Origin of the sequence: Aeromonas sp. FDAARGOS 1416, assembly GCF_019048085.1 — a bacterium.
Classification (GTDB): Bacteria; Pseudomonadota; Gammaproteobacteria; order Enterobacterales; family Aeromonadaceae; genus Aeromonas; species Aeromonas veronii.
In genome coordinates this window covers 2,765,082-2,791,581 of record NZ_CP077301.1, presented here as the reverse complement: position 1 = coordinate 2,791,581, position 26,500 = coordinate 2,765,082, and the positions used below count along the sequence as shown (strand labels likewise).

At 58.8% G+C, this 26,500-nt stretch carries 24 protein-coding genes; 10 read left to right on the top strand and 14 right to left on the bottom strand.

What is annotated here, in order from left to right; translation table 11 throughout:
- Nucleotides 1–56: 56 nt before the first annotated feature.
- Nucleotides 57–2,204, top strand: a complete 2,148-nt coding sequence (pnp, locus tag I6L46_RS12420) for a polyribonucleotide nucleotidyltransferase (RefSeq protein WP_216975731.1) — start codon at nt 57–59, stop codon at nt 2,202–2,204.
- Nucleotides 2,205–2,302: 98 nt separating this feature from the next.
- On the opposite strand, the gene I6L46_RS12415 is transcribed toward pnp, so the two are convergent.
- The 11 genes from I6L46_RS12415 to I6L46_RS12365 form a co-directional block, all read right to left on the bottom strand.
- Nucleotides 2,303–3,361 (bottom strand): chemotaxis response regulator protein-glutamate methylesterase, encoded by a 1,059-nt coding sequence (locus I6L46_RS12415; protein ID WP_216975729.1) that lies wholly within the window; start codon nt 3,359–3,361, stop codon nt 2,303–2,305.
- The gene (gene cheD / locus I6L46_RS12410) at nt 3,358–3,849 is read right to left on the bottom strand and encodes a chemoreceptor glutamine deamidase CheD (protein ID WP_216975727.1); all 492 of its coding nucleotides are present in this window, start codon (nt 3,847–3,849) and stop codon (nt 3,358–3,360) included. Before cheD ends, I6L46_RS12415 begins: the two co-directional genes overlap by 4 nt.
- Before the next feature lie 3 nt (nt 3,850–3,852).
- Nucleotides 3,853–4,656, bottom strand: coding sequence for a protein-glutamate O-methyltransferase CheR (locus I6L46_RS12405; protein WP_040068586.1), 804 nt, complete (start codon nt 4,654–4,656; stop codon nt 3,853–3,855).
- 57 nt (nt 4,657–4,713) lie between these two features.
- Complete coding sequence (locus I6L46_RS12400) at nt 4,714–6,468, bottom strand: methyl-accepting chemotaxis protein (protein ID WP_216975726.1); 1,755 nt, start codon at nt 6,466–6,468, stop codon at nt 4,714–4,716.
- Nucleotides 6,469–6,511: 43 nt separating this feature from the next.
- Nucleotides 6,512–7,081, bottom strand: coding sequence for a chemotaxis protein CheW (locus I6L46_RS12395; RefSeq protein WP_128815057.1), 570 nt, complete (start codon nt 7,079–7,081; stop codon nt 6,512–6,514).
- A gap of 12 nt (nt 7,082–7,093) precedes the next feature.
- Nucleotides 7,094–9,019, bottom strand: coding sequence for a methyl-accepting chemotaxis protein (locus I6L46_RS12390; protein WP_216975724.1), 1,926 nt, complete (start codon nt 9,017–9,019; stop codon nt 7,094–7,096).
- Nucleotides 9,020–9,029: 10 nt separating this feature from the next.
- Nucleotides 9,030–11,240 carry a chemotaxis protein CheA gene (locus I6L46_RS12385; RefSeq protein WP_216975722.1) on the bottom strand — a complete coding sequence of 737 codons (2,211 nt, stop codon included), beginning with the start codon at nt 11,238–11,240 and terminating at the stop codon, nt 9,030–9,032.
- A gap of 22 nt (nt 11,241–11,262) precedes the next feature.
- On the bottom strand, nt 11,263–11,589 hold the full coding sequence (locus I6L46_RS12380; RefSeq protein ID WP_216975720.1) for an STAS domain-containing protein: 327 nt from the start codon (nt 11,587–11,589) through the stop codon (nt 11,263–11,265).
- A 13-nt stretch (nt 11,590–11,602) separates the two neighbouring features.
- Complete coding sequence (locus tag I6L46_RS12375; protein WP_005338778.1) at nt 11,603–11,971, bottom strand: response regulator; 369 nt, start codon at nt 11,969–11,971, stop codon at nt 11,603–11,605.
- A 9-nt stretch (nt 11,972–11,980) separates the two neighbouring features.
- Complete coding sequence (locus I6L46_RS20730; protein ID WP_224970223.1) at nt 11,981–12,664, bottom strand: methyl-accepting chemotaxis protein; 684 nt, start codon at nt 12,662–12,664, stop codon at nt 11,981–11,983.
- A 789-nt stretch (nt 12,665–13,453) separates the two neighbouring features.
- Entirely contained in the window at nt 13,454–14,542 is a 1,089-nt protein-coding gene (locus tag I6L46_RS12365) for a ketoacyl-ACP synthase III (RefSeq protein ID WP_100654410.1), read from the bottom strand.
- A gap of 226 nt (nt 14,543–14,768) precedes the next feature.
- Between I6L46_RS12365 and I6L46_RS12360 the strand changes: the two genes are divergently transcribed.
- From I6L46_RS12360 to I6L46_RS12350, 3 genes are all read left to right on the top strand, one after another.
- On the top strand, nt 14,769–15,710 hold the full coding sequence (locus tag I6L46_RS12360) for a LysR family transcriptional regulator (protein ID WP_216975718.1): 942 nt from the start codon (nt 14,769–14,771) through the stop codon (nt 15,708–15,710).
- A gap of 127 nt (nt 15,711–15,837) precedes the next feature.
- Entirely contained in the window at nt 15,838–16,446 is a 609-nt protein-coding gene (locus I6L46_RS12355; protein WP_216975716.1) for a LysE family translocator, read from the top strand.
- 97 nt (nt 16,447–16,543) lie between these two features.
- Nucleotides 16,544–18,403, top strand: coding sequence for a U32 family peptidase (locus I6L46_RS12350; RefSeq protein WP_216975714.1), 1,860 nt, complete (start codon nt 16,544–16,546; stop codon nt 18,401–18,403).
- A 66-nt stretch (nt 18,404–18,469) separates the two neighbouring features.
- On the opposite strand, the gene I6L46_RS12345 is transcribed toward I6L46_RS12350, so the two are convergent.
- Together I6L46_RS12345 and I6L46_RS12340 are read right to left on the bottom strand one after the other, a co-directional pair.
- On the bottom strand, nt 18,470–18,943 hold the full coding sequence (locus tag I6L46_RS12345; protein WP_216975712.1) for a methylated-DNA--[protein]-cysteine S-methyltransferase: 474 nt from the start codon (nt 18,941–18,943) through the stop codon (nt 18,470–18,472).
- Nucleotides 18,940–20,484, bottom strand: a complete 1,545-nt coding sequence (locus I6L46_RS12340; protein ID WP_216975710.1) for a DNA-3-methyladenine glycosylase 2 family protein — start codon at nt 20,482–20,484, stop codon at nt 18,940–18,942. Before I6L46_RS12340 ends, I6L46_RS12345 begins: the two co-directional genes overlap by 4 nt.
- A 407-nt stretch (nt 20,485–20,891) precedes the next feature.
- Here I6L46_RS12340 and I6L46_RS12335 point away from each other — a divergent pair, with 407 nt between their 5' ends.
- From I6L46_RS12335 to I6L46_RS12310, 6 genes are all read left to right on the top strand, one after another.
- Nucleotides 20,892–21,281, top strand: coding sequence for a type IV pilin protein (locus I6L46_RS12335; RefSeq protein ID WP_005343572.1), 390 nt, complete (start codon nt 20,892–20,894; stop codon nt 21,279–21,281).
- Between the two features lies 1 nt (nt 21,282).
- On the top strand, nt 21,283–21,702 hold the full coding sequence (locus I6L46_RS12330; protein WP_216975708.1) for a GspH/FimT family pseudopilin: 420 nt from the start codon (nt 21,283–21,285) through the stop codon (nt 21,700–21,702).
- A complete protein-coding gene (locus tag I6L46_RS12325) occupies nt 21,699–22,091 on the top strand; it encodes a prepilin-type N-terminal cleavage/methylation domain-containing protein (RefSeq protein WP_005358533.1) in 393 nt (130 codons plus the stop codon). Before I6L46_RS12330 ends, I6L46_RS12325 begins: the two co-directional genes overlap by 4 nt.
- A complete protein-coding gene (locus tag I6L46_RS12320; RefSeq protein ID WP_216948108.1) occupies nt 22,085–22,645 on the top strand; it encodes a PilW family protein in 561 nt (186 codons plus the stop codon). Before I6L46_RS12325 ends, I6L46_RS12320 begins: the two co-directional genes overlap by 7 nt.
- Nucleotides 22,642–24,273, top strand: a complete 1,632-nt coding sequence (locus tag I6L46_RS12315) for a hypothetical protein (RefSeq protein WP_216975705.1) — start codon at nt 22,642–22,644, stop codon at nt 24,271–24,273. The genes I6L46_RS12320 and I6L46_RS12315 overlap by 4 nt, the downstream gene beginning before the upstream one ends.
- Before the next feature lie 94 nt (nt 24,274–24,367).
- On the top strand, nt 24,368–24,769 hold the full coding sequence (locus I6L46_RS12310) for a VOC family protein (protein ID WP_216975703.1): 402 nt from the start codon (nt 24,368–24,370) through the stop codon (nt 24,767–24,769).
- Between the two features lie 134 nt (nt 24,770–24,903).
- On the opposite strand, the gene I6L46_RS12305 is transcribed toward I6L46_RS12310, so the two are convergent.
- The gene (locus I6L46_RS12305; RefSeq protein WP_216975701.1) at nt 24,904–26,382 is read right to left on the bottom strand and encodes a carboxypeptidase M32; all 1,479 of its coding nucleotides are present in this window, start codon (nt 26,380–26,382) and stop codon (nt 24,904–24,906) included.
- Nucleotides 26,383–26,500 lie beyond the last annotated feature (118 nt).

Genomic DNA, 26,500 nt, shown 5'->3' with positions numbered 1-26,500 from the left:
ATCAAGTATACTTGTGCGCGAATTTAAAGAGCCAAATTGTAAAAAAGGAAATTCACGTGAATCCTATTGTAAAGTCATTCCAGTACGGTCAACACACCGTCACTCTGGAAACCGGTGTGATGGCCCGTCAAGCCACTGCGGCCGTTATGGTCAGCATGGACGATACCTGCGTATTTGTGACCGTAGTCGGCAAGAAAGAGGCCGATCACGGCCGTGATTTCTTCCCGCTGACCGTCAACTACCAGGAGCGTACCTATGCTGCTGGTCGTATCCCGGGTGGTTTCTTCCGTCGTGAAGGCCGTCCGAGCGAAGGCGAGACCCTCATCTCCCGTCTGATCGACCGTCCTATTCGTCCGCTGTTCCCGGAAGGCTTCCTCAATGAGGTTCAGGTCGTTGCGACCGTAATGTCCGTGAATCCGGCCGTATCCCCCGACATCGTTGCCATGATCGGTGCCTCTGCTGCACTGGCCATCTCCGGTATCCCGTTTGGCGGCCCGATCGGTGCTGCTCGCGTGGGTTACATGAACGGTCAGTATGTGCTGAACCCGACCACCACCGAACTGCCGCAGAGCGATCTGGATCTGGTAGTTGCCGGTACTGCCAATGCCGTGCTGATGGTTGAGTCCGAAGCGGCCATCCTCTCCGAAGAGGTGATGCTGGGCGCCGTGGTATACGGTCACGAGCAGATGCAGACCGTGATCAATGCGATCAACGAGTTTGCCGCTGCCGTCGGCACCAAGCCGTGGGACTGGACTCCGCCTGCCGTCAACGAAGCGCTGAAAGCCAAGGTTGCCGAGCTGGCGAGCGCCGAGCTGGGTGAAGCCTACCGCATCACCGAGAAGGCTGTTCGTTACGAAACCATCGCTGCCATCAAGGGCCGTGTGGTTGAGCAAGTTATCGCGTCAGGCGTGGAAGAAGATGCCAAGAAGATTGGCGAAGAGTTCCACAGCCTGGAAAGCCGCATCGTTCGTGGTCGTGTCGTACGTGGTGAGCCGCGTATCGACGGTCGCGATCCGGAAATGATCCGTGCCCTGTCTGTCGCTACCGGCGTATTGCCCCGTGCTCACGGTTCTGCCCTGTTCACTCGTGGTGAAACTCAGGCTATCGTGGTCGCCACTCTGGGTACCGAGCGTGACGCCCAGAACATCGACGAGCTGACCGGCAACCGTGCCGATCGCTTCATGCTGCACTACAACTTCCCGCCATACTGCGTCGGTGAGACCGGCATGATGGGTAGCCCGAAGCGTCGTGAAATCGGTCACGGCCGTCTGGCCAAGCGCGGCGTTGCTGCCGTGATGCCGAGCGCCGCCGAGTTCCCGTACGTGGTGCGCGTGGTCTCTGAAATCACCGAATCCAACGGCTCCTCCTCCATGGCGTCTGTCTGTGGTTCCTCTCTGGCGCTGATGGATGCCGGTGTGCCGATCAAGGCCTCCGTTGCCGGTATCGCCATGGGTCTGGTGAAGGAAGAAGAAGGTTTCGTCGTGCTGTCCGACATTCTGGGTGACGAAGATCACCTGGGCGACATGGACTTCAAAGTAGCCGGTACCACCGAAGGTGTGACCGCGCTGCAGATGGACATCAAGATCGAAGGCATCACCAAAGAGATCATGGAGATTGCGCTGAAGCAAGCTCGTGGCGCTCGTCTGCACATCCTGAAAGTGATGGATGAAGCTATCCAGGCTCCCCGTGCCCAGATCTCCGATTTTGCACCGCGTATCCACACCATCAAGATCAATCCTGAGAAGATCAAGGACGTGATCGGTAAGGGTGGTTCCGTGATCCGTGCGCTGACCGAAGAGACCGGCACCAACATCGAGCTGGATGATGACGGTACTGTACGTATCTCCGCCGTGGCCAACGAAGCTGCCATGGAAGCGATCCGTCGCATCGAGGCCATCACCGCCGAGATCGAAGTGAACCGCATCTATGAAGGTAAAGTTGTTCGTCTGGCCGATTTCGGTGCATTCGTCAACATTCTGCCGGGCAAAGATGGTCTGGTACACATCTCCCAGATCACCGACGCTCGCGTGCAGAACGTGGCTGACCACCTGACCATCGGTGACGTAGTCAAGGTGAAGGTACTGGAAGTGGACCGTCAGGGCCGCGTACGTCTCTCCATCAAGGAAGCGAACGCCCCGACCGAAGCAGCAGCACCTGCTGCTGACGCCGCTCCGGCCGCTGAAGAAGCGCCTGCTGCAGAGTAATCTGCTCGCCTGATACCGGATTGGTTCCGGTTGATGTAAAAAGTCCGGCTCCCCAATGGGAGCCGGACTTTTTTATGGGCAAAACGCGCGATAAGGGATTACTTGCCGAGGATGGCGTATTGCATCTCTTGCAAGGGGAGCACATGGCGGGCGGCTCCCAGCTTGATCGCCTCTTTGGGCATGCCGAAGACCACGCAGGAGGCCTCATCCTGGGCATAGGTGTTGGCACCCGCATCCAGCATCTCGCGCAATCCCCGGGCACCATCATCCCCCATGCCGGTCATGATGATGCCGGTGGCATTCTTGCCGGCATATTTGGCGACGGAGCGAAACAGCACATCCACCGAGGGGCGATGACGGTTGATAAGCGGCCCGTCGACCACTTCGACGTGGTAATAAGCGCCGTTGCGCTTGAGCAGCATATGCTTGCCTCCGGGGGCAATCAGCGCCAGCCCCGGGATCACCCGATCATTGTTCCTCGCCTCCCGCACTTCTATCTGGCAGACCCCGTTCAGGCGTTCTGCAAACATGGCGGTAAATTTCTCTGGCATGTGCTGCACGATGACAATGCCGGGGCTGACCCGGGGCAAGGCTGTCAGCACGGCTTCCAGCGCCTGGGTGCCGCCGGTCGAGGTGCCGATGGCGATGAGCCGTTCGGTGGTTTGTGCCATGGCGTGCTGGTTGGGCGCCAGCATGGCATCCGCGTTGAGCTTGGTGCTGACTGGTACAGAGGAGGGCTTGCCCACGCGCTTTAGGTTGGCCTGGGCCGCGGCACGTACCGCCATGGCCAGGTCGTGGGCAGATTCTTGCAGAAAGCTTTTTATCCCCATGGTCGGCTTGGTGATGATGTCCACCGCGCCGGCAGCCATTGCCTGCAGGGTGGTCTCGGCCCCCTTTTCGGTGAGGGAGGAGCAGATAACCACCGGGGTTGGATGCTCTGCCATGATCTTGGTGAGAAAGGTGATGCCATCCATACGGGGCATCTCCACATCGAGCACTATGACGTCAGGCCACTCTTTCTTCAGTTTTTCCTGCGCAAACAGGGGATCCGATGCTGTGGCGATCACCCGGATATCAGGCTCCTGCTCCAGCACCGCTTGCAATACCTGTCTGACCACGGCGGAATCATCCACCAGCATGACCCGGATCTGCTTCATTCTCGCGACTCCCGTTGATGTGGCAGACGATGATGGCGGAGCCAGACACTGCCGTTGCTGAGCTCAAAGAGCAAGCTTCGGTGGCCGCTATGGCCAAGATGATGAGCCTTGATATCAAGGCCAAGGTGTCGGGTCAGCTGCCAGGCTGCCTGAATATTTTTGGCGGCGACATTGTTGTCGCTCTGTGCGTATTGAGGCTCGGTAAACATGTTGCCACCCCCGAACAACTTGGCCTCATATTCATGGATAGGGGCGGGATAGTGACTGGCCGCTTGCAGCAGCAAGGCGAGGGCTTCATCGGCATAGCGCCCATCCAGCTTGGGAGAGGGATTGCGCCGACTTGGCAGCATGTAGTGACACATTCCTCCCTGTTTCTGCTCCGGATGCCACAAGGTGATAGCAATACAGGAGCCCAGTACGGTTCTGACCACTACATCCTCCTTGCCAAAAAAGAGCTCTCCCGGTTGCAGGATCACCTCCCGAGTCATGACTTATCTCTTCTGATAGATGGAAGGAGAGACAAGCTGCAGGCCGTGGTGCAGGCCATGCAGGCTCTCGGCGTGGCTCACCAGCAGGTAGCCACCGGGTTTGAGTCTGGGTACCAGCCGCTGCAAAACTTGCCCTTTGGTCTCCTTGTTGAAGTAGATCATCACGTTTCTGATGAAGATGACGTCAAACATACCGATGTCCGGCAGATCCTGATTGAGGTTGATCTGCATGAACTGCACCTTGTCCCGTAACTTGCGATCGATGATGAAGATGCCTTCCTGCAGGCCCACACCCTTGAGGCAATATTTCATCAAAAAGGGCAGTGGAATATTTTGCGCCCGCTCGATGGGGTAGCGACCGCTCATCGCCTGTTCCAGCACCCTGGACGAGATATCGGAGGCCAGGATCTCCCAGTTGAAGGTGCTGCGTTTTTCCGCGAGGGTCATGGCCAGGCTATAGGGCTCCTCGCCGGATGAGCTGGCAGCGCTCCAGACCCGCAGTGGTTGCTCGGGCGGGAGCGCTGAGACTATCTCCCGCGTCAGAAACTCGAAGTGTTTGGGCTCCCTGAAAAAGTAGGTTTCGTTGGTGGTAAGGAGATCAAGCGCCAGCTGCAGTTCGCTACTGCGATCGTTCATGATGAGCTGGAAGTAGTCGTCATAACTATCCAGCTCATAGTGGCAGAGCCGTTTCGCCAGGCGGCTGGCCACCAGCGCCTTCTTGGCTGGAGACAGCTCTATCCCCGCCGTTTGATGAAGCCAGCGTTGGAAACGGGAGAACTCATCATCATGCAGCTGGGTTTGATACAAAAAGCCGTCCCTCTACCTATGTTGTCGGAGATGGGAGAGGCAACGCCTCTCCCGTGACTAGAACCGGACAAAATCGCCATCGCCGATGGGGCGTTGGACGGTGGCGGCTCGTTCCCGACTGTTGGCATTGCTCTCGTTCATAAAGCGACCTCGGGTATTGGGGTGAAGATGCGAGGTGGCTGCTTTACCTTCTTTGGCGTGGGCCTCCAGGGTAAAGAACTCCATGGCCAGTTGCAGCTGTTCAGCCTGGCTGCTCATCTCTTCTGCTGTGGCAGCCAGCTCTTCGCTACAAGAAGCGTTCTGCTGGGTAACCTGACTCAGCTGGCTCATCGCAAGGTTGATCTGGCTAACGCCGGTAGACTGCTCATTAGATGCGGCACTGATCTCCTGCACCAGATCCGAGGTCTTGTTGATGGAAGGAACCATCTGATCCAGCAAACGACCGGCTTTTTCCGCCATCTCGACACTGCTGGAGGCCAGCTCGCCAATCTCCTGGGCTGCAACCTGGCTGCGTTCGGCCAGTTTGCGCACCTCCGCCGCCACTACGGCAAAGCCTTTGCCGTGATCGCCTGCCCGCGCCGCTTCGATAGCTGCGTTGAGTGCCAGCAGGTTGGTCTGGTAGGCGATGTCATCGATGATGCCAATCCGTCTGGCGATCTGCTTCATGGCATCCACAGTCAGTTTGACCGCTTCTCCTCCCTCTACGGCTTCTTTGGCTGCCTTGCTGGCCATGCCATCGGTGACCTGGGCATTGTCGGTATTCTGGTTGATGCTGGCGCTCATCTGCTCGATGGAAGCGCTGGTCTCCTCCATGCTGGAGGCCTGTTCACTGCTGGATTGGCTGATCGACTGGGCGGTCGCGCTTACCTGCTCGGCGGCACTGGAGAGGTTGTCAGAGGCGCCGCGTACTTCGGTAACAATCTTGGTCAAGGAGGCGATGGTTGTATTGAGCGCATCCTTGGTGGTGCCAAACACGCCGGGGTAGTCCGCCTCAATCTGCTGGGTCAGATCCCCTTTTGCCAGACATTGCACGATCCGGATGACATCGTTGAGGGTACTGTCGATCACGTCGGCAATTTGATTGATCCCTTCTCCCATCGCCTGAAAGAAGCCGCTCTTGCCAGCAAGTTCCATCCTGCGATGCAGCTCGCCATTGATCACGGCCTGCACAATGTCGGACATCTCTTTCTCTATCATCACCTCCTTGGTTCTGTCGGCCCATTCGACCACGGACCCCAACCGTTCACCGGTATCGCTGAAGACCGGATTGGCGATCAGGGAGAAGGTGCGCCCCCCCAGCTGTATCTGGGTGCGGTAGGTGCTGTTGAGTTTGGCCAGCATGGCGCGCTGATGGCCGGGATTTTTATGAAAGCTGTCGATGTTGGCACCCATCAGCTGATTGGCGTTGAAGCTGTATAGCTCTTTCTTGATGTCGGTCTCAGCCTGATTGAGCATGCCGGTCACAGCCTCGTTCATATAGATAATGTCGAGGTTGGTATCGGCAATCATCACGTTGGTGCTGGCGCAGTCGAGGGCTTTGCGAACCAGCTGGTTCTCATGGAGCAACACCTGGTTCTTTTTAATGTCGTTGCGGCTCTGTTCCAGCTTGTCACTGAGCAAGGTGACCACCTCGTTGATGGCATGCCCTACTTCACGCAAGGGGCTATCCATACCGGAAAGATCGAGTGGTGCTGGAACCTGCTCTGCCAGGACTGCGTGTTGCAGTTGGCCGATTGCGTCGAGTAACTGGGTCCGCTGCCTCACTTCGATGGCATTGTCTCCGAAGAGTTTTCCTAAGAGTGATTGGGTCATGAGCGTTTCCTTATGCTGCATGTCGTGGAGTATGGAGGCCTGTTCAGGAGGGTTGCAGGTTGCCTTGTGGCAACCTTGCCTGTGGCTGGGCCAGTTCGTTGAGTTGAGCCATCTCATCGAGTGACAACACTTTCCCGGTATCGATGAGGATGACGAATTTGCCGTTGACCTTGCCCATGCCGCTGATGAAATCGGCCCGGATGCGGGCACCAAAACTGGGTGGGGGCTCGATATCTGCTTGTGGGATACCCAGTACTTCCGATACGGAATCCACCACAACGCCAATATCCTGACCTACAGGTTCATCGCCCTGCGGGGCCATTCCCTCAATAATGACGATGCAACTGCGGCGAGTGATGACCGAAGGTGCATTGCCAAAGCGGGCATTCAAGTCTACGACCGACACTACCGCCCCTCTGAGGTTGATTACGCCGCGAATAAAGCCCGGCATCATCGGAACCGGAGTGATATTGCCGTATTCGATGATCTCTTTGACCCCCAGAATATTGATGGCGAACATCTCGTTGTTGATCAGAAATGTCAGGTACTGGGCATCGCCACTGTTCTCGTCAGCGGCCGCTGATGGCACCGTGATGTCGGTGGATGTATGCATGGTCGCCTCCGGTTAAAAGCGGATAAAATCCGCGTCATCAATGGAATGGGATGATGGTTGATTGGGCTGGCTGGCCCGTTGTGGGGGGGCGATGAAACTGCCTCTGGGAGGCATGCCCTTGTGGCCGGTTTCATGGGGCCTGGTGTTGAGCTGTGCACTTTTCTCCAGAGCAAAAAAGGCCATGGTTTGCTGCAGTTCGCTGGCTTGTGAACTCATCTCTTCGGCCGTGGCTGCTAGCTCCTCGCTGCTGGCAGCATTCTGCTGTGTCACCTGGTTAAGCTGGTTCATGGCCAGACTGATCTGGTTGGCTGCACTGGCCTGTTCGCCTGAGGCGGCATTGATCTCTTGTACCAGGTCAGAGGTCTTGCGAATGGAGGGAACGATCCTCTCCAGCAGGTTGCCAGCCCGCTCTGCCTTGCTGACGCTGTCGGAGGAGAGCTCACCAATCTCTTGTGCTGCGATCTGGCTGCGCTCAGCCAGCTTTCTCACCTCGGCAGCAACCACCGCGAAGCCTTTGCCATGCTCTCCGGCGCGAGCCGCCTCAATGGCGGCGTTGAGGGCAAGCAGGTTGGTCTGGTAGGCAATGTCGTCGATGATGCTGACTTTCTTGGCGATTTGCTGCATGGCGGTCACCGTCTGTTGAACGGATTGGCCCCCTTCGGTGGCCTCCAGCACCGAGTTGCTGGCCATGCTGTCGGTGATCTTGGCGTTCTCGGTGTTCTGATTGATGCTGGCGCTCATCTGCTCGATAGAGGCGCTGGTCTCTTCAACGCTGGCTGCTTGCTCACTGGTGGCCTGGCTCAATGCCTGCGCAGTGTTGCTCACCTGATTGGAGGCATTGGTCAGGTTGTCGGCGGCGTTGCGTACCTCTTCGATGATATTGGTCAGCGCAGTGATGGTCCGGTTGAGGCCGTCTTTGGTCTGGCCGAAAATACCTGGGTAGGGCTCATCGATCCGTTGGGTCAGATCCCCCTTGGAGAGCGCGGTGGCAATGCGCATCACATCTTCCAGGCTGGTATCTGTCACATGGGAGAGGCGATTCAGCAGCTCGGATACCCGCTTGATATATCCCTGACGATCCTCGAGCGCAATCTTGTGGCTGAAGTCGCCCTGTTCGACAGCGGCAGTGACCAAGGTCTCGATATCCGTGATCAAGGCCCCGAGTTTCTTGACCATGTTATCCATCGCCATCAAGAGCTGACCCGCTTCATCGTTAGACTCTATCCGGATCGATACATCCAGATTGCCATCGGCCAGACTATTGGCCACGCGTAGAGCCTGTTCGATGGGGGTGATGATGCTTTTGATCAGCAGGGTGCCAAACCAGGCTGCGAGTGCGATGCCTACCGCGATAACCACCGCCATGGTTAGCAGCATCACGTCATACCAGGATTGCGCTGCGGTATATTCCGACTTGGCCACATTGAGCTGCAGGTTGACCAGCTCGGTGATTTTGTTGCCTATCGGGTCGATGGAGCCATAGAGGGCACCGTCAAAATTGTTCAGCATGCCAGTAATCATGCCGTGCTGGGTGGCGAGGTATTTCTCCAGCTTGCCAATATCGGTATCGGCCGCATTGAACAGGGTTGTCGCCTCGGCTGACAAGCGCTGTTCTTCCGGTGTGAGGGTGGTGGACTGGTAGTGATGCCACTCGTTTTTGATTATCTGCTGGGCCTGTTGTATCTGCTTCAAAGCCTCTTCTGCCGGGATCAGCCCCGCATTGGCCTTGTTGAGGTTGTCGATGATCGAGACGGCATAGTTGTCGGAGATGGTCTTCAGCTGCTTGAGGGGAACCACCCTGTCGTTGTAAACGCGCTGCAACCCGGTATTGCTGCTCTGCATGTTGTATAACCCGAGGCTGCCAACGGCCAGCAGCAGCAGGCAGAGCATGCAGAGCAGTACAATAAGACGCAATTTGATGGTGGAATTTTTTAACATGATGGTCCCCTCAGTTGATGCTGGATTGAGGCAGGTTGCGCGACACTGTCAACCTGTTGAGCTGACAGGATTCCTGAGTGATTGCGTGCTGGATCAGCGAAGGAATGTCGAGGATCAGGGCTACCTCTCCCCCCCCCAGAATGGTTGAGCCACTGATGCCCTGCAGGCGCTGGAACAATTTTCCCAACGGTTTGATGACGGTCTGGAATTCTCCCAGCAGCTCATCCACCACCAGTCCGGATTTTTTGCCTGCGTGGCTGACCACGACAATGTTCTCGCGCCGCCCCTTGCTGCCATTGGTATCGAAGTAGTGTTGCAGGCGGATAAAGGGCAGCACCTCGCCACGCAAATTGATGTAATTGCGACCCTGGGTGTCGGACAGTGCACTCTGGGTCAATTCAACGCACTCGATCACCATATCGAGGGGAATGACGTAGTGGGTGTCGCAGACTCGCACCAGGAAGCCGTCGATGATGGCAAGGGTGAGCGGCAGGCGGATCTGCACACGGGTTCCTTTTCCTGGGATGCTGTCCAGATCAACCGTGCCGCGCAGGGCAGTGATGTTGCGTTTGACGACATCCATGCCAACCCCGCGACCGGAGAGGTTGGTTATCGCCTCGGCGGTAGAGAACCCCGGCTCGAAGATCAGGTTGTATATCTCCTGATCCGTCAGAGTGGTGGTTGGGTTGATCAGACCGCGCTCGATGGCTTTTTGCTGGATCCTGGCTTTATTGAGACCTGCACCGTCATCCCGAATTTCGATGACGATACTGTTGGAGTCGTGATAGGCATTGAGATTCAGGATGCCACGGGGGGGTTTGCCTGCCAGCAGCCGTTGCTCTGCCGATTCAATGCCATGATCCATCGAGTTTCTGACCAGATGCATCAGCGGATCGCCGATCTTCTCTACCACCGACTTGTCCAGTTCAGTCTCGGCTCCGGAGATCACCAGAGTGATATCCTTGTTCAGTTCCTGACTGACATCGCGCACCACCCGCTGGAAGCGGTTGAAGGTATCGCCGATAGGCACCATGCGCAGGCGCAGTGCACTGTCGCGGATCTCTTCCACCAACATGGCAATGACCGAGGTGGCTTCCTGCAGCTGGCTTTCGCGGGTGCGTTGGGCCAGCAGATTGGCTCCTGAACTGGCGACTACCAACTCCCCGACCAGATTGATCAGATCGTCCAGCTTGTCGGCATGCACCCTGACGTAACGGCCCTCTTTGCTCTTGCTCTCCTTGGTCTGGTTTTGTTTTTTCAGGGCGGCATCGACGACGGCTTCGTTGACGGCTCCCTGCGCAATCAGGATTTCTCCGAGTTTGGGCGCTTGTTCTGCCGGTGTCGCTTGTTGTGCTTGCAGACCGCTTGCTAACTCCTCTGCCGTCAGGGCGCCGGTGTTGACCAGCAACTGCCCCAGCATGGCGCTATCTTCCGGCAGAGACTCGATCAGGTTGATGAACTCGGCGATCTTGCTGTGGGGTGGCAAGATGGTGATCTGGCAGTCATCTCTGACAAATTCAAAAACATCGCTGATGGCTGCCTTATCTGCCTGCGAGTCGAAGTCTATCTCGTAGCCGAGGTAGCAATTTTCCGGATCGAACTGCTCCCAATCCGGTAGCGCTTGATGGATGGTCTCCACTGAACATATGGTTCCGAGGGTGCCGAGATAGCGAAGAAATGCGGCCGGATCCATGCCATTGCGCAGCACATCGGGGCCAAAACGCAGGGAGATATGCCACAGGGAGGCGGAGCTGGTAATTCCTCCCTCTTTTTCGATCTTGGGTTCCGGCGTATGTACAGTATCTGGCAGCGTGGCATGGGGGACGCACTGATGACGGGTGAGAGCGAGCTTCAGCCGTTCATCCTGGTTGGCATCGCCATCGCTTAACGTGCTGCCCTGTTCTGCAACGACACTGATGAGCGTCTGGATGTGGTCACAGCTTTCCAGCAGATCCTTGATCAGAGGAGAGGTGACGGTGAGCTGCTGATTGCGGATCTGGTCTAGCAGATCCTCGACAATATGTGTAAACCCGACGATGGGTTGCAGACCAAACAGGCCAGCAGACCCCTTGATGGTGTGAGCTGCACGGAAGATAGCGCCAATCAGCTCGCTATTGTCAGGGTCAGCTTCCAGTGAGAGCAGCGCTGACTCCATCTCTTCGAGCAACTCGCGTGCCTCGGCGATATAGGTTTGTAAAGCCTGATCAAGATCGATGCTCACGGTGACTCCTTGTCATGCTGGCTCAGGGCCGTTCGCCATGGGTGATGAGGGTGGGGTCGCCAAAAAAGGCCGAGAGTTGGCACAGCTCCAGCAGTTCAAGCACAACATGGCTGTGCCAGACCAGCGAAAGGGAGGAGCCCTGCTGCAGCGCGGTTTTTTTTGCCGCCAGCAGCAGTTGCAGCCCGGCGCTGTCTATCTCGGATACCGCCGCCAGATCCAGCTCCAGTTCGCGCCCTTGATGCAATAAGGGTGAGAGAGCATCTTTCAGCTCGCTGACTGTATAAATGGTTATCTCGTCCGGCATGGTCACCACCACCTTGTTGTCGAGCCGCTCACTCTGTAGTTGCATGATGCGCTCCGGATTACGGCATGATGAGCTTGGCGACTGCAGCCAGCATCTGTTCGGGCTGGAAGGGTTTGACCACCCAGGCTTTGGCTCCTGCGGCTTGTCCCTCCTGCTTCTTGCTGTCTTGAGACTCGGTGGTCAGCATGATGACAGGGGTAAATTTGTAGTTGGCCAGCTTTTTGGCTTCTTTGACGAAGGTGATGCCATCCATGTTCGGCATGTTGACGTCACTGATGATCAGGTTGATCTTCTTGCCATCTAGTTTGTTGAGCGCATCTTTGCCGTCAGAGGCTTCCATGACCTCATAACCGGCTCCCTTGAGGGTCATGCCCACGACTTGGCGAATAGTTGCCGAGTCATCCACGATCAGGATCGTTTTGCCCATATCTCTCTCCTAGAAAAATGTGATGTCGGCGCTGCTTGGTTGCGCGTTGACAGAACGGGTGGTGCGACCATGGTGAATATTGCGCTGTTCGTCGGTGGCGTATGAGAGTTCCATCTCTGCCAGCCAGCGATTGGCATCGATCTGGATTGGCCCTGTCGCATTGCTGCTCTGCTCCGAAGCAACCAGATGGCTGGAGAGGCTCTCCATGTTTTGTCTGACGTGGCTGAGGATCTGGCTGACCCTGTCTTGAAATTGCAGCGAGACAATGACACTGGAGATTTCGCGATGGATATCGGTGCTCTCGTTTTGCAGCAGGGAGGCGGATTCCGCCAGGCTGTCAGTGGCATGGCGAAAACGGGCCAGTACCTGTTCGATTGTCTGCTCCGAATTGAGCGCCGAGGCGTGATCCCGTGCGGCAGCATTTTCGGCAATCTGGAAGGCGCGGCCGATAGCAGTATTGATGGTATCAACCTTGTCGGTCATCTTCTGGGCGGTTTCGCTGGAGAGGCGGGAGAGGTTGCGCACTTCATCAGCGACCACAGCAAAGCCACGGCCTGCTTCCCCTGCACGAGCCGCTTCAATGGCGGCGTTGAGGGCCAGCAGGTTGGTCTGGGAGGCGATTTTGGCCACATCCATGGCCATGGTGTTGAGCTCTATGGTGTAGGTGGTCAGGCTTTTTATCTCACCCAGCATGGCGTCCCGATTGGCCTGGGCGGAGTGCAGGATTGCCACTACCTCATTGAGCTGCTGTTGGCTCTCGCTCAAAACTCCTGCCATGCCACGGGAATTGGCATCACCCAGTTCTCCGGCTGCCAGATGAGAAGCATTGACTGCTTCTTCCAGCTTGTTGGCCAAGCCGCTGAAGCGTTGAGTCAGGTCAATCATCGCGGCTTCGGTTTGTTGACGAGAGCTTTCAATTTGCTGGGACCAGATAGGTAGAGCCTTCTCACACACCTGTTCGAGCCCGATGATGGAGTGGGCGAGAGGATCGGTCGCGACGGTTTGTTCCTCTCCTGCACGATGTCGGTGTGTGTGCTGGTGGAAGTGACTCGATGTCCAGAGCGCGGCGGCAATACCAACCAGCACATTGAGCAGCAGGTAGAGAGGTGACAGCGCATCGGCGAGCTGCAGCAACAGGCAGCTCAGCAGAGCAAGCCCGATGCAGCAAATCCAGCAAACCGGTTCCCAAAGCGGTGTGTTCACGCCACTTTTGTGTTGTGCCATACGTAGCTTATCCCTGTGCTGTGCAATTACTTGGTAAGAGGTAAAGGCGCAGGACCGAAACAGCCATGGTGCCCCTTGACGCTCTTTTCTTTATTTATAGTTGGCACAATAAGGTTAGCGGAAAAAAAATAATTGGCTGCAAATCGGAGTTGTTTGTATCAGCGATTGCCGTATCAAGCGGCTTGCGAAGTGGGGGGCAGAGCTTGGTGGGGATGAAAAGGAGAGAAGGAGCCTGAGGATTCAGGCTCCTGATGAGGATCAAGCCTCGTTGGCGTGAGCCTTCTGGCACCCTTCGACGGCGTGAGCAATCAGTTCCAGTGCACTCTTGTCGCAGGGGGGCAGCTCGGCATCGCACGCCTTGATGGGGGTAACACGATCGCCCCACTTGATGATGGCGGCACCCCAGGTCAGGCCGGCACCGAAAGCGGCGGTCAGCAGATAGGAGTTCGGCTTGACGCGGCCCTGCTCCAGCGCTTCACACAGGGCGATGGGCACAGTGGCGGCGGAGGTGTTGCCGTAATTTTCGATGTTGACCATCACCTTCTCCATCGGCGCATTCATCCGCTTGGCGAGGGTCTCGATGATGCGGATATTGGCCTGATGGGGAACGATCAGGTCGACCTGCTCCGGCGCAATACCGGCCTGCGCCAGCACAGTGCTGGTGGCTTCCCCCATGCCGCGCACGGCGCGTTTGAAGATCTCCGGCCCTTCGAAGTTGAAGGTGAACAGACCATCGATGTCGGCAAAACGCACCCGATCGGTACCGAAGTTCGGCACATGCAGGATCTCCCGCGCTTCGCTGTCACAGCCGAGCTTGTTGGCGATCAGGCCACACTCCAGCTCACTCGCCTCGATTACCACGGCACCGGCACCATCGCCAAACAGCACGGCAGTATCGCGGCGCGCCCAGTCCAGCAGGTAGGTGAGGCGCTCGGCACCAATCACCAGCACCTTCTTCATCATGCCGGTCTGCACCAGCGAGGTGGCGACGGAGAGGGAGTAGACGAAACCGGTGCAGGCAGCATTGAGATCAAACACGGCGGCATTGACGGCACCGAGCTTCTTCTGCACCGCAGAGGCGGCACTTGGCAACAGGTTGTCCGGGGTTGCGGTCGCCAGGATGATGCCATCGAGATCGCTCGCTTCCAGACCGGCGCAGGCCAGTGCGCGGCGACCGGCCAGGGTGGCGAGATCCGAGGTGCTGACATGGGAGATCCGGCGGGCCTTGATGCCGGTGCGCGGATAGATCCACTCGTCTGACGTATCCATGATGGTGCTGAGGTCATCGTTGGTCAGCACGGAGGGAGGCAGGCATTTGCCCCAGCCGGTGATATTGGCGTATTTCATCTTGTTACCGCTTCTCAAAGTGGATCGCCCGCGGGCGGAAAATCGTGCAATTATGCCGTACGAGAGAATGACTGTCATCTTGTGGTCATGGTTCTGTGCTGGACGAGTGGCTGCACTATCTGCCCGCCAAGGGCTACAACGTGCTTAATATGGCAGGAAATTTTACTTAAAACGCGGGACTCCTCTGTCCTAAGATAGGCGTTTCTCCACCGATGAGGGTATCTCCTTGCTCAGAGCCAATCTCAACTTGTTGCCCACCCTCAAGGTGCTGCTGGAGACCCGCAATATCAGTCGCGCCGCCGAGTTGTTGCACCTGAGTCAGCCTTCCATCAGCAAGCAGCTTGCCCAGTTGCGTAGCGAGTTTGACGACGAATTGCTGGTGCGGGAGGGACAACGCTGGCTGCTGACGCCACGGGCCGAACTGTTGGCCGCCCAGCTGGGGGATTCTCTCGGTGCACTGGAGCGGCTCTACGAGGCACCCGGATTTGACCCGAGCCGCTGCGAGCGGGTATTTCGGCTCGCCTCTTCCGATTATGTGGCCCAGCATATCCTGCCCGATATCTGCGCTGCACTCGCCAACGAGGCGCCGTTGGCGGCGCTGGAGTACAGCCTGTGGGACAAGCGTCAGTTGCCGCAGTTGTGGCAGTCCGAGCTGGATCTGGTCTCTACCATCACCGAGCAGGTACCGGAGCAGATCCGTGGTCTGCATCAGGGGAAAGATCGGCTGGCGGTGCTGATGGGACGTCACCATCCGCTGGCTGGCAAGGCATTGAGTCTCGATGATTATCTCGCCTGGCCTCACCTGCAGGTGAGTGGCGGTGGCGACAAGGACAGCCCGGTGGAGCAGGTATTGGCGCCGCAGGGACTGAGTCGGCGCTGGTTTGCCAAAGTCCCCTTCTTTCAGGCTGCGGTGGAGGTGTTGCTGCGCACCGATTGCCTGATGACCACCCCGGCTCATATCGCCTGGCAGCTCTCCTGCGGCCATGAGCTCACCTTTGTCGACCTGCCCTTTGCGACCCGCGACCAGCAGTATCATCTGCTGTGGCACCAGCGCCACCATCAGGATCCGGCTCACCGCTGGTTTCGCGAGCTGGCCTACCCATTCCTGCGGGATCACCTGCAACGTACCGTCGGCGAGAGTCGCAAGCGGCTCGATCTCGGCGGTTAGCCCCGGTCAGTTGTGTGGTGCTATAGCCATGGGTTATGGGTTCTATTCATAACTTTCACTACTGGCATAATGGCTCAGCCCGTACCCTGAGTGCAGGTCATCATATCGAGCACAAAAGAGGAAAAGCATGGAACTGACGAGTTGGCTGGCGCTGGCCACAATCTGCGTGATGGGGGCCATCAGCCCGGGGCCGAGTCTGGCGCTGATCATCCGCAACACGGTGCAGGGCGGGCAGGGACATGGTGTCGCCACTGCACTCGGCCATGGCCTCGGGGTTGGTATCTATGCGCTGGTCACCGCGCTTGGCCTCTCCATTTTGATCACCCAGACCCCGATCCTGTTTGATCTGATCCGCTACGGCGGCGCCGCATTTCTTGCCTGGCTCGGGGTGAAAGCCCTGCTGGCAAAACCAGCCAGTGGTGAAGCGAGTGAAGAGGTGCACCAGCTGCGTGGTCGGCAGGGGGCCTTTGAAGGTTTTATGGTGGCCTTCCTCAATCCCCAGCTGGCGGTGTTCTTCATCGCCCTGTTCAGCCAGTTTGTGCGGGCCGATACCGGCTGGAGTGAAGGGGGCATCATGATGCTCACCGCAGGCGGGATAGATGCCGTCTGGTACGTGCTGGTGGCGCTGGTGCTCTCGCGCGGGCCTGTGCTGGCGTGGCTTAAAGCCAAATCCTTTGTCATCGACAAAGTGAGCGGGTTGGTGCTGCTCGGGCTGGCGCTCAAGGTGGTTATCTAATCCTGTATTTCGCAGATACCTTAAGCGGGATCAAGGCACGGGGGTGGTGAATGGGCTAGAGTAGCGCCCATTTGCTGTCCGCCCTGATCCCGAGACCATGCACCAGAACAAGCACCCGTTAAGCCACAACAACCGGTTGGAGCTGCTGGCTCCGGCCAAGAACCTCGCCTACGGCATCGAGGCCATCAACCATGGTGCCGATGCCGTCTACATGGGCGGCCCTGCCTTTGGCGCCCGCAGTGCGGCGGGCAACTCCATCGAGGATATCGAAGCGCTGGCACGTCACGCCCACCGTTTCGGCGCCCAGGTCTTTGTCGCCTTCAACACCCTGCTGCACGATCATGAGCTGGAGCAGGCCCGGCGGCTGACCCACCAGATCTACGAAGCAGGGGCCGATGCGCTCATCGTGCAGGATATGGGGCTGCTGGCGCTGGATTTGCCACCCATTGCGCTCCATGCCAGTACCCAGACCGATAACCGCACGCCGGAGAAGGTGAAGTTTCTGCAGGATGTGGGTTTCTCTCAGGTGGTGCTGGCGCGCGAATTGTCTCTTGCGCAGATCCGCGAGATCAGTGCAGCGACCAATGTGCAGCTGGAGTTCTTTATCCACGGCGCGCTCTGTGTCTCCTACAGTGGCCAGTGCAACATCAGCCATGCCCGTACCGGCCGCAGCGCCAACCGTGGCGAGTGTGCCCAGCTCTGCCGTCTGCCCTGCTCGTTGCAAAAGCCGGACGGTGAAGTGCTGGTGGCCGACAGCCACCTGCTGTCACTCAAGGATATGGATCAGACCGACAACCTGGAGGCCTTGATCGAGGCGGGGATCCGCTCCTTCAAGATTGAAGGGCGACTCAAGGGGCTCGACTACGTCAAGAACGTTACCGCCTGGTATCGCCAGAAGCTGGACGCCATTCTCGATAGTCGCTCCGATCTGGTGGCCGCCTCTGCGGGTCGTTGCAGCTACAGCTTCACACCTGACCCCAAGAAGAGCTTCAACCGCGGCAGCACCGACTATTTCCTCCATGGCCGCCAGCAGGGGATCGACTCCACCAAAAGCCCGAAATATGTGGGCGAACCGCTGGGGCGTGTCACCAAGGTGACCCGTGACGGTATCGAGATTGATGGCAAACAGGCCACCCTCAACAACGGCGACGGTTTGGGCTTCTTTAAGCCGAACAACGAGCTGGTGGGGATGCGTCTCAACAAGGTCGAAGGTAAGCAGTTACTCCTGTCTGAACGTATGCCGGGGTTGAAGGTGGGGACCGAAATCTACCGCAACCACGATCAGGCTTTCAGCAAGATGCTGGAGAAGGCGAGCGCGGATCGCCGCATCCGGGTCGATATGGTGCTGGCTGAGTGCGATGAGGGCGTGAGCCTCACGCTCACCGACGAGCAGGGCATTAGTGCCGCGGTGACCCTGCCTTGCGACAAACAGCCTGCCGACAACCCGGAGCGGGCGTTGCAGCAGGCGCGGGATCAACTTGGCAAACTCGGCAATACCCTGTTTGTGGCGCGCAAGATTGAGTTGGCATTCACTCACCCGCTATTTATCGCCGCATCACAGCTCAACGGTTTGCGCCGGGATGGCATCGCTGCACTGGAGGCGGCACGGGTGGCCAGCTACCAGCGCCCCGAGCGACGCATTGCCCTGCGGGATATCAACTATCCCCAGCACCGTCTCTCCTACCTTGGCAATGTGCTGAACAGCGCGGCCGAGCAGTTCTTCCGCGAACACGGGGTGGATCGGATTGCTCCCGCCTATGAGGCGAACAAGGAGGAGCGGGAAGTGGTGCTGATGATCACCAAGCATTGCATCCGCTATAGCCAGAACCTCTGCCCGAACGAGGTGCCAGGTCTCAAGGCCGAGCCGCTGGAACTCAAAATGGGTAAAGACACCTTCCGCCTGCGTTTTGACTGTAACCGCTGCGAAATGCATGTGATGGGCAGCCTGAAACGCTGATCAATGAGCCCCTTTCTCCATCCGGAAAGGGGCAATTTTTATCGCAGGTTCTCTGCCTACCCTCCTTTAATTGCCCCTCTCCAGCGCCAGCAGCGTTTTTTTAATCTCCAATCCCCCCGCATAGCCGGTCAGGCTGCCGTTTTGGCCGATCACCCGATGGCAGGGAACGATGATCGAGAGCGGATTGCGGCCGTTCGCCGCGCCCACTGCCCGCACCGCATCGGGTTTGCCGATAGTACGGGCAATATCGCTGTAGCTGCGGGTCTCGCCATAGGGGATGTCGCACAGTGCTTGCCATACCGCCTGCTGAAAGGCGGTGCCACGGGCGGCAAGGGGCAGCGAGAAGCGCTGCAAGCGACCGGCAAAATAGGCGTCAAACTCGGCGAGGAAGGGGGCCAGCGCCTCGTGATCTTGCTGCCAGCCACTCATATCGGGCAGTGCCCGCAGGCCCGCCACAAAGTCCACATGCACCAGACCATGCTCGTTGATGGCAACCAGCAGCTCGCCGCAGCGGGTCGGCAGGATATCGTAGCGGATCATGGGGTTATCTCCTGTTGTGGGTTATCCGGCAGGTTTTCGTTGCCAGTGGCATGGATCTGCAAATCGGGCGCTTCACTCATGGCGTGCCACAGCCAGCTTGCCGCATAGCTGCGCCACGGCTGCCATGCTGCGCTTTGCGCCAATACCTCTTTCACCGGCAGCTTGATGCCGCCTCCGAGAGCCTTTTGCAGTACCAGATCGGAGGCAGGGAAAGCATCGGTATCCATCCCGCAACGCAGCCGCCAGTACGAGACCGTCCAGGGGCCTATACCCGGTAGCGCCAGCAACTGCTCGTCACTGACTGTCGTGAGGGTCAGCTCGCCGCTGGCCAGCGCCTGAGCCACGCCCCGCAGAGTGCGAATGCGGCTGCCGGGCATGCCGATACCGTCGAGATCGAGTTCGCACAACTGGGCGGGGGTCGGCAGTTGCGCCACCCCGAATTGCGCCTCGGTGCGGGCCACCAGTCGCCCGAGTATGGTGATGGCGCCCTTGACCGATACCTGCTGGCCAACGATCGCGCGCAGCATTACCTCGTACTCATCCCAACCACCCGGCAGCCGTACGCCGGGCCAGCGCGCCTGCAAGCGGGCGAGCAGCGGATCCTGACCGAGCAGATCACCGATCCGCTGCATATCGGCATCGAGATCCCACATCCTGCGCACCCGATAGAGCAGATCGGGCAGCGCCGCGAGCGGTAGGTCATGGACAGTAAGCAGCAGGCTGTGCCCCTTGCCTTGCGCGATACGCACCAGCGCGACCTGATCGCCGACCCGGTAGCGCCGCTCATAGACCTCGCCATCTACCCGCTCCAGCCCCGGGATCGCCCGCAGCCGGTAGAACGTCAGCATGGCAGCTACGTCATACGGGGGGCGATAGGGCAGTTGCAGCGTCAGGGTTGCGCCGCGGGGCTGCGCGCTCATGTGCTCTGGCTCGTCATCGTGTTGCTCCTGCTGGCGCAGGGTGCGCGGGGCCAGCCCGTAGGCATTGAGCCAGGCGTCATTGAAGCGGCGGATGCTGGCAAAGCCAGCGGCAAACGCGATGTCGGTGATGGGCAGCCCGGTTTCGGTCAGCAGTCGTTTCGCGAGCAGCAGGCGGCGTGTCTGCTCCACCTGCTTTGGTGAGGCGCCGAGGTGCTGCTCGAACTGGCGGCGCAGGGTGCGTTCGCTGATCCCAGCCTCAGCGGCGAGTTCAGCGAGCGTGCCGTCAGCCAGCTCTCCGCGATCGATGCGCGCCAGCAGACGTGCCAGTTCAACCGGCAGATCGCCACGGGCGGCGGGGGCCAGCTCAGGGCGGCAGCGCAGGCAGGGTCGCAGCCCATACTGCTCGGCGGCAGCGGCGCTTTGGAAGTAGCGCACATTGTGCTCGTGGGGTGGCCGTGCCGGGCAGACTGGCCGGCAGTAGATGCCGGTCGAGAGCACGCCGGTAAAGAAGCGGCCATCAAAGCGAGCGTCGCGAGCGAGCCGTGCGGCGTGACACTGTTCACGGCTGAGGGTGTTGATCACCCCATCTTGTGACGACTCTGGGCTTGGCTTTGCATTCATGGTGTTGGCGGCTTTGCTGGAATAGATGGCAAAAGAGTAAGAGGGCTCGGGGGCCGTGACTAGCCAGAAACGGACAGGGATAGCAAAAATTGGCCGAAGTTTTTTTGCTCTTTCATTGCACGGCCGGGGTTCACTTTTCGTCACGCTGTTATTCATATGTCTCGGCTCGGCAGAAGGGGGCATAACGGACGGGTCGGAGGCACGATTGGCCTAGCTTTATTTGCTTAGCGAGATTAGTGGCGGTGAAAACTGCTTAAAAATTAATAACAGATCACATAATTATCTTTTTTACATTGAGTGTGGCGATTTAGTGTTGTTCAATCGAGTCAGTTAATTTTTTATGATTATTAAGTCATCGCATTTGCGGCCCAGGGCCGACCAATAACAACACTTGCCAAGGATGATAAGTGAACGACTGTAAGGCATGGCCCCATTGCCGGGGGTTTAGTCTGATCGAGTTGTTGATCGCCATGACGGTTGTCAGCATTCTCGCGGCCATCGCATTGCCAGCGTATCAGGGTTATCTGCAACAGGGACGTCGTTACGAAGCGCAGCAGCAATTGCTGGAGCAGGCGCTCGCCCTCGAACGTATCTATACCCAACAGGGCCGTTATCCCGACACGTTTGCCACCCCTTCCAACACGGATTTCTACCAGTTCAGCTACAGCCAGCAAGATGCTGGGGACTACCTGCTCAAAGCCATTCCAACGACGCGACAACAGGATGAGTGCGGCACTCTGACCCTCGATCAGACCGGTTATCGCGCGGCCAATCGCCATGACTGCTGGGGATCATAAGATGAATGTGCGCGGATTTACTCTGATTGAGTTGATGATCACGGTCGGCATCGCCGCCATCTTGCTATTGGTCGGGTTGCCCTCCATGAGTCAGCGCCTCGCGGCCGAACGGCTCGATCGCAGCGCGACCGAGCTCGCGTCTGCCTACCGTTTTGCCCGCAGTGAAGCGGTCAAGCTGACCTTGCCGGTGGTGCTGCAGGGCACCGAGAACGGTGGCTGGGAGGTGATGGCTGACAGCAAGTTGCTGCGTCAGGCGGCAGCACCTGTTGGCGGTGTGGTGATCAAGCCGTTTGACCCTATCCAGATCGCGCCAACCGGCAGCAGCAGCCACGCCGAGATCACTCTGGCCAATCGCCTCGGTGAGCAGCGGGTGCTCTGCGTGGCCCCGAGCGGCCAGCTGCTGCAAGGGAGCTGCTCATGAGACACGCCGCACTTGCCCGCCAGCAGGGCTTCAATCTGGTGGAGATCATGGTCTCCATGGTGTTGGCGGTGATGGTGTTTCTCGGTCTCGCCAAGGGGCAGGTGGTCTCGTTGCAGCAGGCGCATTACAGCTTGCAGAGCACGCTGGCTACGATCGAGGCGAGCAACAGCGTGGAGCAGATCTGGAGTTCGCTGTGTGAAGTGCAGCGCAAGCCCGAGCGGTTCACCCAGGCCGATTTTCTTGCCCGCTTCACCCTGCAGGATGGCCACCGGCTGGTGCTGCCGAACCGTTATAGCGACAACTTTGTGGTCGCTATCGAGTGGCAGGATGAGCGGGTCTCCGGCGCCAAGCGGGTGGAGCTGAACGCAGGATTTCCGCCTTTATGCTGAGCGTCCCCTCACGGCAACGAGGCGTCAGTCTCGTCGAGTTGATGATCTCCATGGTGCTCGGTCTGATGCTGATGCTGGCGATTTTTGCCGGTTATGCCCCGATCAAGAGCACGGTCGAGCAGAGCAAGGCGCTGGAGCAGGCGAACGAAGTGCTGCGCTTTGCCACTCTCACCTTTACCAACAGCATCAAGCAGGCGGATCAGCTGATAGCGGTCACCCCTGATCGCCTGACGCTGGCCTTCAAGGTAGAGGGGGGCAGTCAGGTGCTCTCCTGCCTTGGCAACCAGAAAACCGCCGATTTTACCGAGCAGTACCGCTTCACGCCGCCGGTACTCAGTTGCGATGACGGGGATGGCCCGCGCCTGTTGCTGGCACATCTTCAGGATCTTGAATTCGGCCAGCAGGGGGCGCTGGTCAATATCCGCATCTTGCCCGAAGGGCTGCCCAGCTATCTGGCGCCGGGAGTCGAGGTGCAGGTGGCCCGCCGCAAGGCGGTCTGGGCGGCAGCGTTGTCCACATCCGGTGCCAACGCCACAGCAGGGGGAGCGGGATGAACAAGGGATTGCAGGGGCAGCGGGGAGCCGTACTGCTGGTGGTGCTGGTAGTGAGCCTGCTGTCGAGTCTGCTGGTGTTTACCAGCATTCAGGAGAACCAGTTGCAGACTCGCCTGAGCGGCAATTTTCACAAGAAGATCAATGCACAGCTCAGTGCCGAACAGGGGATGAACGAGAGTTATCGAGCCCTGCATCAGGCCCTTGGCGCTGAACCACGGATAGAGTGGGCTCAACTGGTGCAGAAGGTGCCAAGCAAGGGCGAAGGGGCCATGGCGGGCAGCCGCTTCAGCATAGATCAGCTGGATGCCTCCGCCGGGAGCAAGCTGGCGTTGCAGAGCCATGGCCGCTATCTGGAGGGGAATGCCAGCCTTAATGCCCTGTTTGCCCTCAAGCGTGAGCCCGGCAATCTCATCTTTCAGGATTCGGTGGTGGCATGCGAAGGGCTAAGCCTCTCCGGTAGCGGTTTTATCGACAGCTACGACTCGCGCAAGGGGGCGTACAAGGAGTCTGTTTCCGGGACTCTTAATCAGGGGCAAAACGCCAAGGTGGCGACTGTCAGCGACAAGGCCAATGTAGTGCTCGCCGGGCACTCCCCCATCTGGGGTGATGTGCGGGCGACCGGCTCGGTGACCTTGAACGGCTCTTCACCTGTTGCGGGTAATGTACTTGCTGGCGGCGATATCACCATTTCTCCCTCTGATGGGGTCGTCAGGGTTGAGGGCAGCGTGAACGGGAGTGGAAATTTTGCCTTGCAAGGGGGGCATATTGCCGGAGCTGTTGCGATCAATGGTGATGTCTCTATGGGTCATGGCACAAGCATTGCTGGCGACAAGTTGAACTATGGTGGGAAGGGGGCATTCCTTGATGCCAAGCATCAGAAGTATCTGGATCCCCAATACCGCACTCACCCCAAGCTGCCACCGGTAGCCGGGCAGGTGTGTGACCCGCTCAATGTGGCCGCGCTGCCCAAATCGTTTCCCCCTGCCACACTGCCCATCAATGGGCCGCTGACGCTGGGCGCCACCCAGCAGATGGTGCTGACCACGGATCCCGCCACTGGCTCGGTAACCAGCAGCAACCAGCACAAGCCCGGGCTGCCGCTACCCGGCAAGGGGGAGCTGTTTGGCAAGGATCAGACCATTTATCAGCTCGACAGTCTCAATATGGGGGCCGATGCCACACTCACCATCAAGGGGGATGTGGTGCTGCTGATCGACAAGGATTTCACCATGACTGGCAGCAACAAGTTGACGGTGAGCGAGGGGAGCAGCCTGACCCTGATCGTCAGCGGCAAGGTCGATCTCGGGGCCGGTGCCGAGGTGACGGCAGCCAAGCAGGGGCTGACCACTGGCGGTACGCCTGCTATCTCCCTCTATTCCGCGTATAGCGGCAAGGATGGGGTCAAGCTATCGGGTAATACCCCGCTCTATGCCGCTCTCTATGCCCCGCTGACCGAGATGAAGATCAGCGGAAGTGGCGGTCTGTTCGGGGCGGTGCGGGCAAAACACTTGACCGAGAGCGGTGCGGGCGGGGTGCACTATGACGAGGCGCTGGGCATGGCAGATCTGGGGGAGGATCAGGGGCCGCCTCCAACGCTGGCCCTGCGGCAGTGGCACTTTGTGCAATGAGGCTGGTGAGCCGCTAAAAAGGATCGAATGGGGCGCGCAACTGTGAGAAGGTGGAGATCTGTCCACCCAGCCGTTCACTGTTGAGGAGAGCTCCATGTCTGGCCCCGCTCGCGCCGGTGCCCTGATCTATGCCAAGGATCTGGGCTTGCTGACCCACTTTTACCGTACATTGCTGCAGATGGTGGTCTGCAGTCAGGATGAGCAGTTGGTGGTGCTGGAAAACAGCGATATCCAGCTGCTGATCCATGCCATTCCCGAGCCTTATGCCGGGCAAGTTGTTATCAAGCGGCCGCCGGAATTGCGGGAAGAGGGGGCCATCAAGCTGTTCTTCACCGTCTCCAGCCTCGCTTGGGCAGAAGCGAAGGCGGCGGATCTCGGCGGCGGTTTGCTGCCACAGCAGTGGACGGGGCCCGGCTTTGTGGTGCGCAACGCCTTCGATCCTGAGGGCAATATCCTGCAACTGCGCGAGTTGCTGGGTTCCCCGGACCTCCTCTGAACTCCCTATTTTTACAGCATTGTCGTGACGGCGTGCTGTGCCATGCACCGCCATAAAAATGAACCGCCATAAAAACGGGGCCCTGTAGTGGTTAACTAAAAAGGGCCCGTTCTGCTGTTAGCTTACTGCGCTCATTACTTCAGGTAGCGCTGTTCCAGATGCTGGCGCAGCCAGTGCGGGTTGAGCGCTTCACCGGTGGCTCGGCGCACCAGCTCGTCGGTGCTGTGCAGGCTCCCCTGTGACCAGATGTGGCGTCCGAGCCAGCCGAAGATCTCCGGCAGGCGGCCCGCCGCGATCACCTCACCCATGCTGCCCAGCTCTTTTTCGAGGGCAAAACGCAGCTGGGCGGCATACATGGCACCCAGGGTGTAACTCGGGAAATAGCCAAACGAGCCGTCGGTCCAGTGAATATCCTGCATGCAGCCATTGCGGTAGTTGCCCTTGGTGGAGATCCCCAGCCACTGCTGCATCTTGGCGTCCCACAGCTCGGGGATGTCAGCCACCTCGATCTTCCCTTCCACCAGATCGCGCTCCAGCTCGTAGCGCAGAATAACGTGGGCCGGATAGGTCACCTCGTCCGCATCGACCCGGATAAAGCCCGGCTCGACCCGGCTGTAGAGCTTGGCCAGATTGTCCGGCGCAAACGCCGCCTGCTCGCCGAAGTGGTGACGAATACGTGGCGCCAGCAGCGCGAGGAAGGCCGGATGATGGCCCAGCTGCATCTCGCAAAACAGGCTCTGACTCTCGTGGATCGCCATGGAGCGCGCCTCGGCCACCGGCTGACCCAGCAGATGGCGCGGCAGCCCCTGCTCGTAACGGGCGTGGCCGGTCTCGTGCACTATGCCCATCAGGCTGGAGACAAACTCCTGCTCGTTATAGCGGGTGGTGATCCGCACGTCGGTCGGCACGCCGCCACAGAAGGGGTGACTGCTCACATCGAGGCGGCCGTGGGCGAAATCAAAGCCGAGTAGTCCCATCACCTCCTGACCGAGCGCCTGTTGGGTCGGGATGGGGAAGGGGCCTTGCGGCAGCAGCAGGGCATCGCCCTTCTGCTGTTCGCTCACCATCTGAATAAGGTTCGGCAGCCAGCTGGCGAGATCGCCGAAGATCTGATCGAGCCGTGCGCTGGTCATGCCCGGCTCATAGAGCGCCAGCATGGCGTCGTAGGGGCGCACGCCAAGCGCATCGGCCCGCAGCTGCGCTACTTCACGGGAGAGTTTCACCACCTCCTCGAGATTGTGGGCAAAACCGGCCCAGTCGTTGTTCTTGCGCTGGCTGCGCCAGGCGTGTTCGCACTTGCTGCCAGCGAGCGACATCGCTTCGACCAGCTCACCGGGCAGCAGGCTGGCATCTTGCCACTGGCGCTTGATCTCGCCGAGGTTGGCCCGTTGCACTTCATCCAGCGGCTCACTCTCGGCCTTGGCAATCCAGTCGCCCAGCTCGGGAGCGGTGCGCTTCTGGTGGACCAGCAGACCGAGTTCGGCCATCGCTTCGGCGCGAGCATCGTTGCCCCCTTCCGGCATCATGGCCGCCTGATCCCAGCCGCAGATGGCGGCGAGGTGGCTAAAGCGGTGGATCTGCTGCTGATGTTGTTCAAGCTTTTGATATGACATGGGATTGTCCTTGTTATCGTCCCTGATGGTATGCCGCCCCGTACCTGGCATGCTCGGGGCCGTTCGATGCTAACACCGCCGCCGCATCGTTGACCACCATCATGCTGGTGGGCCAAAG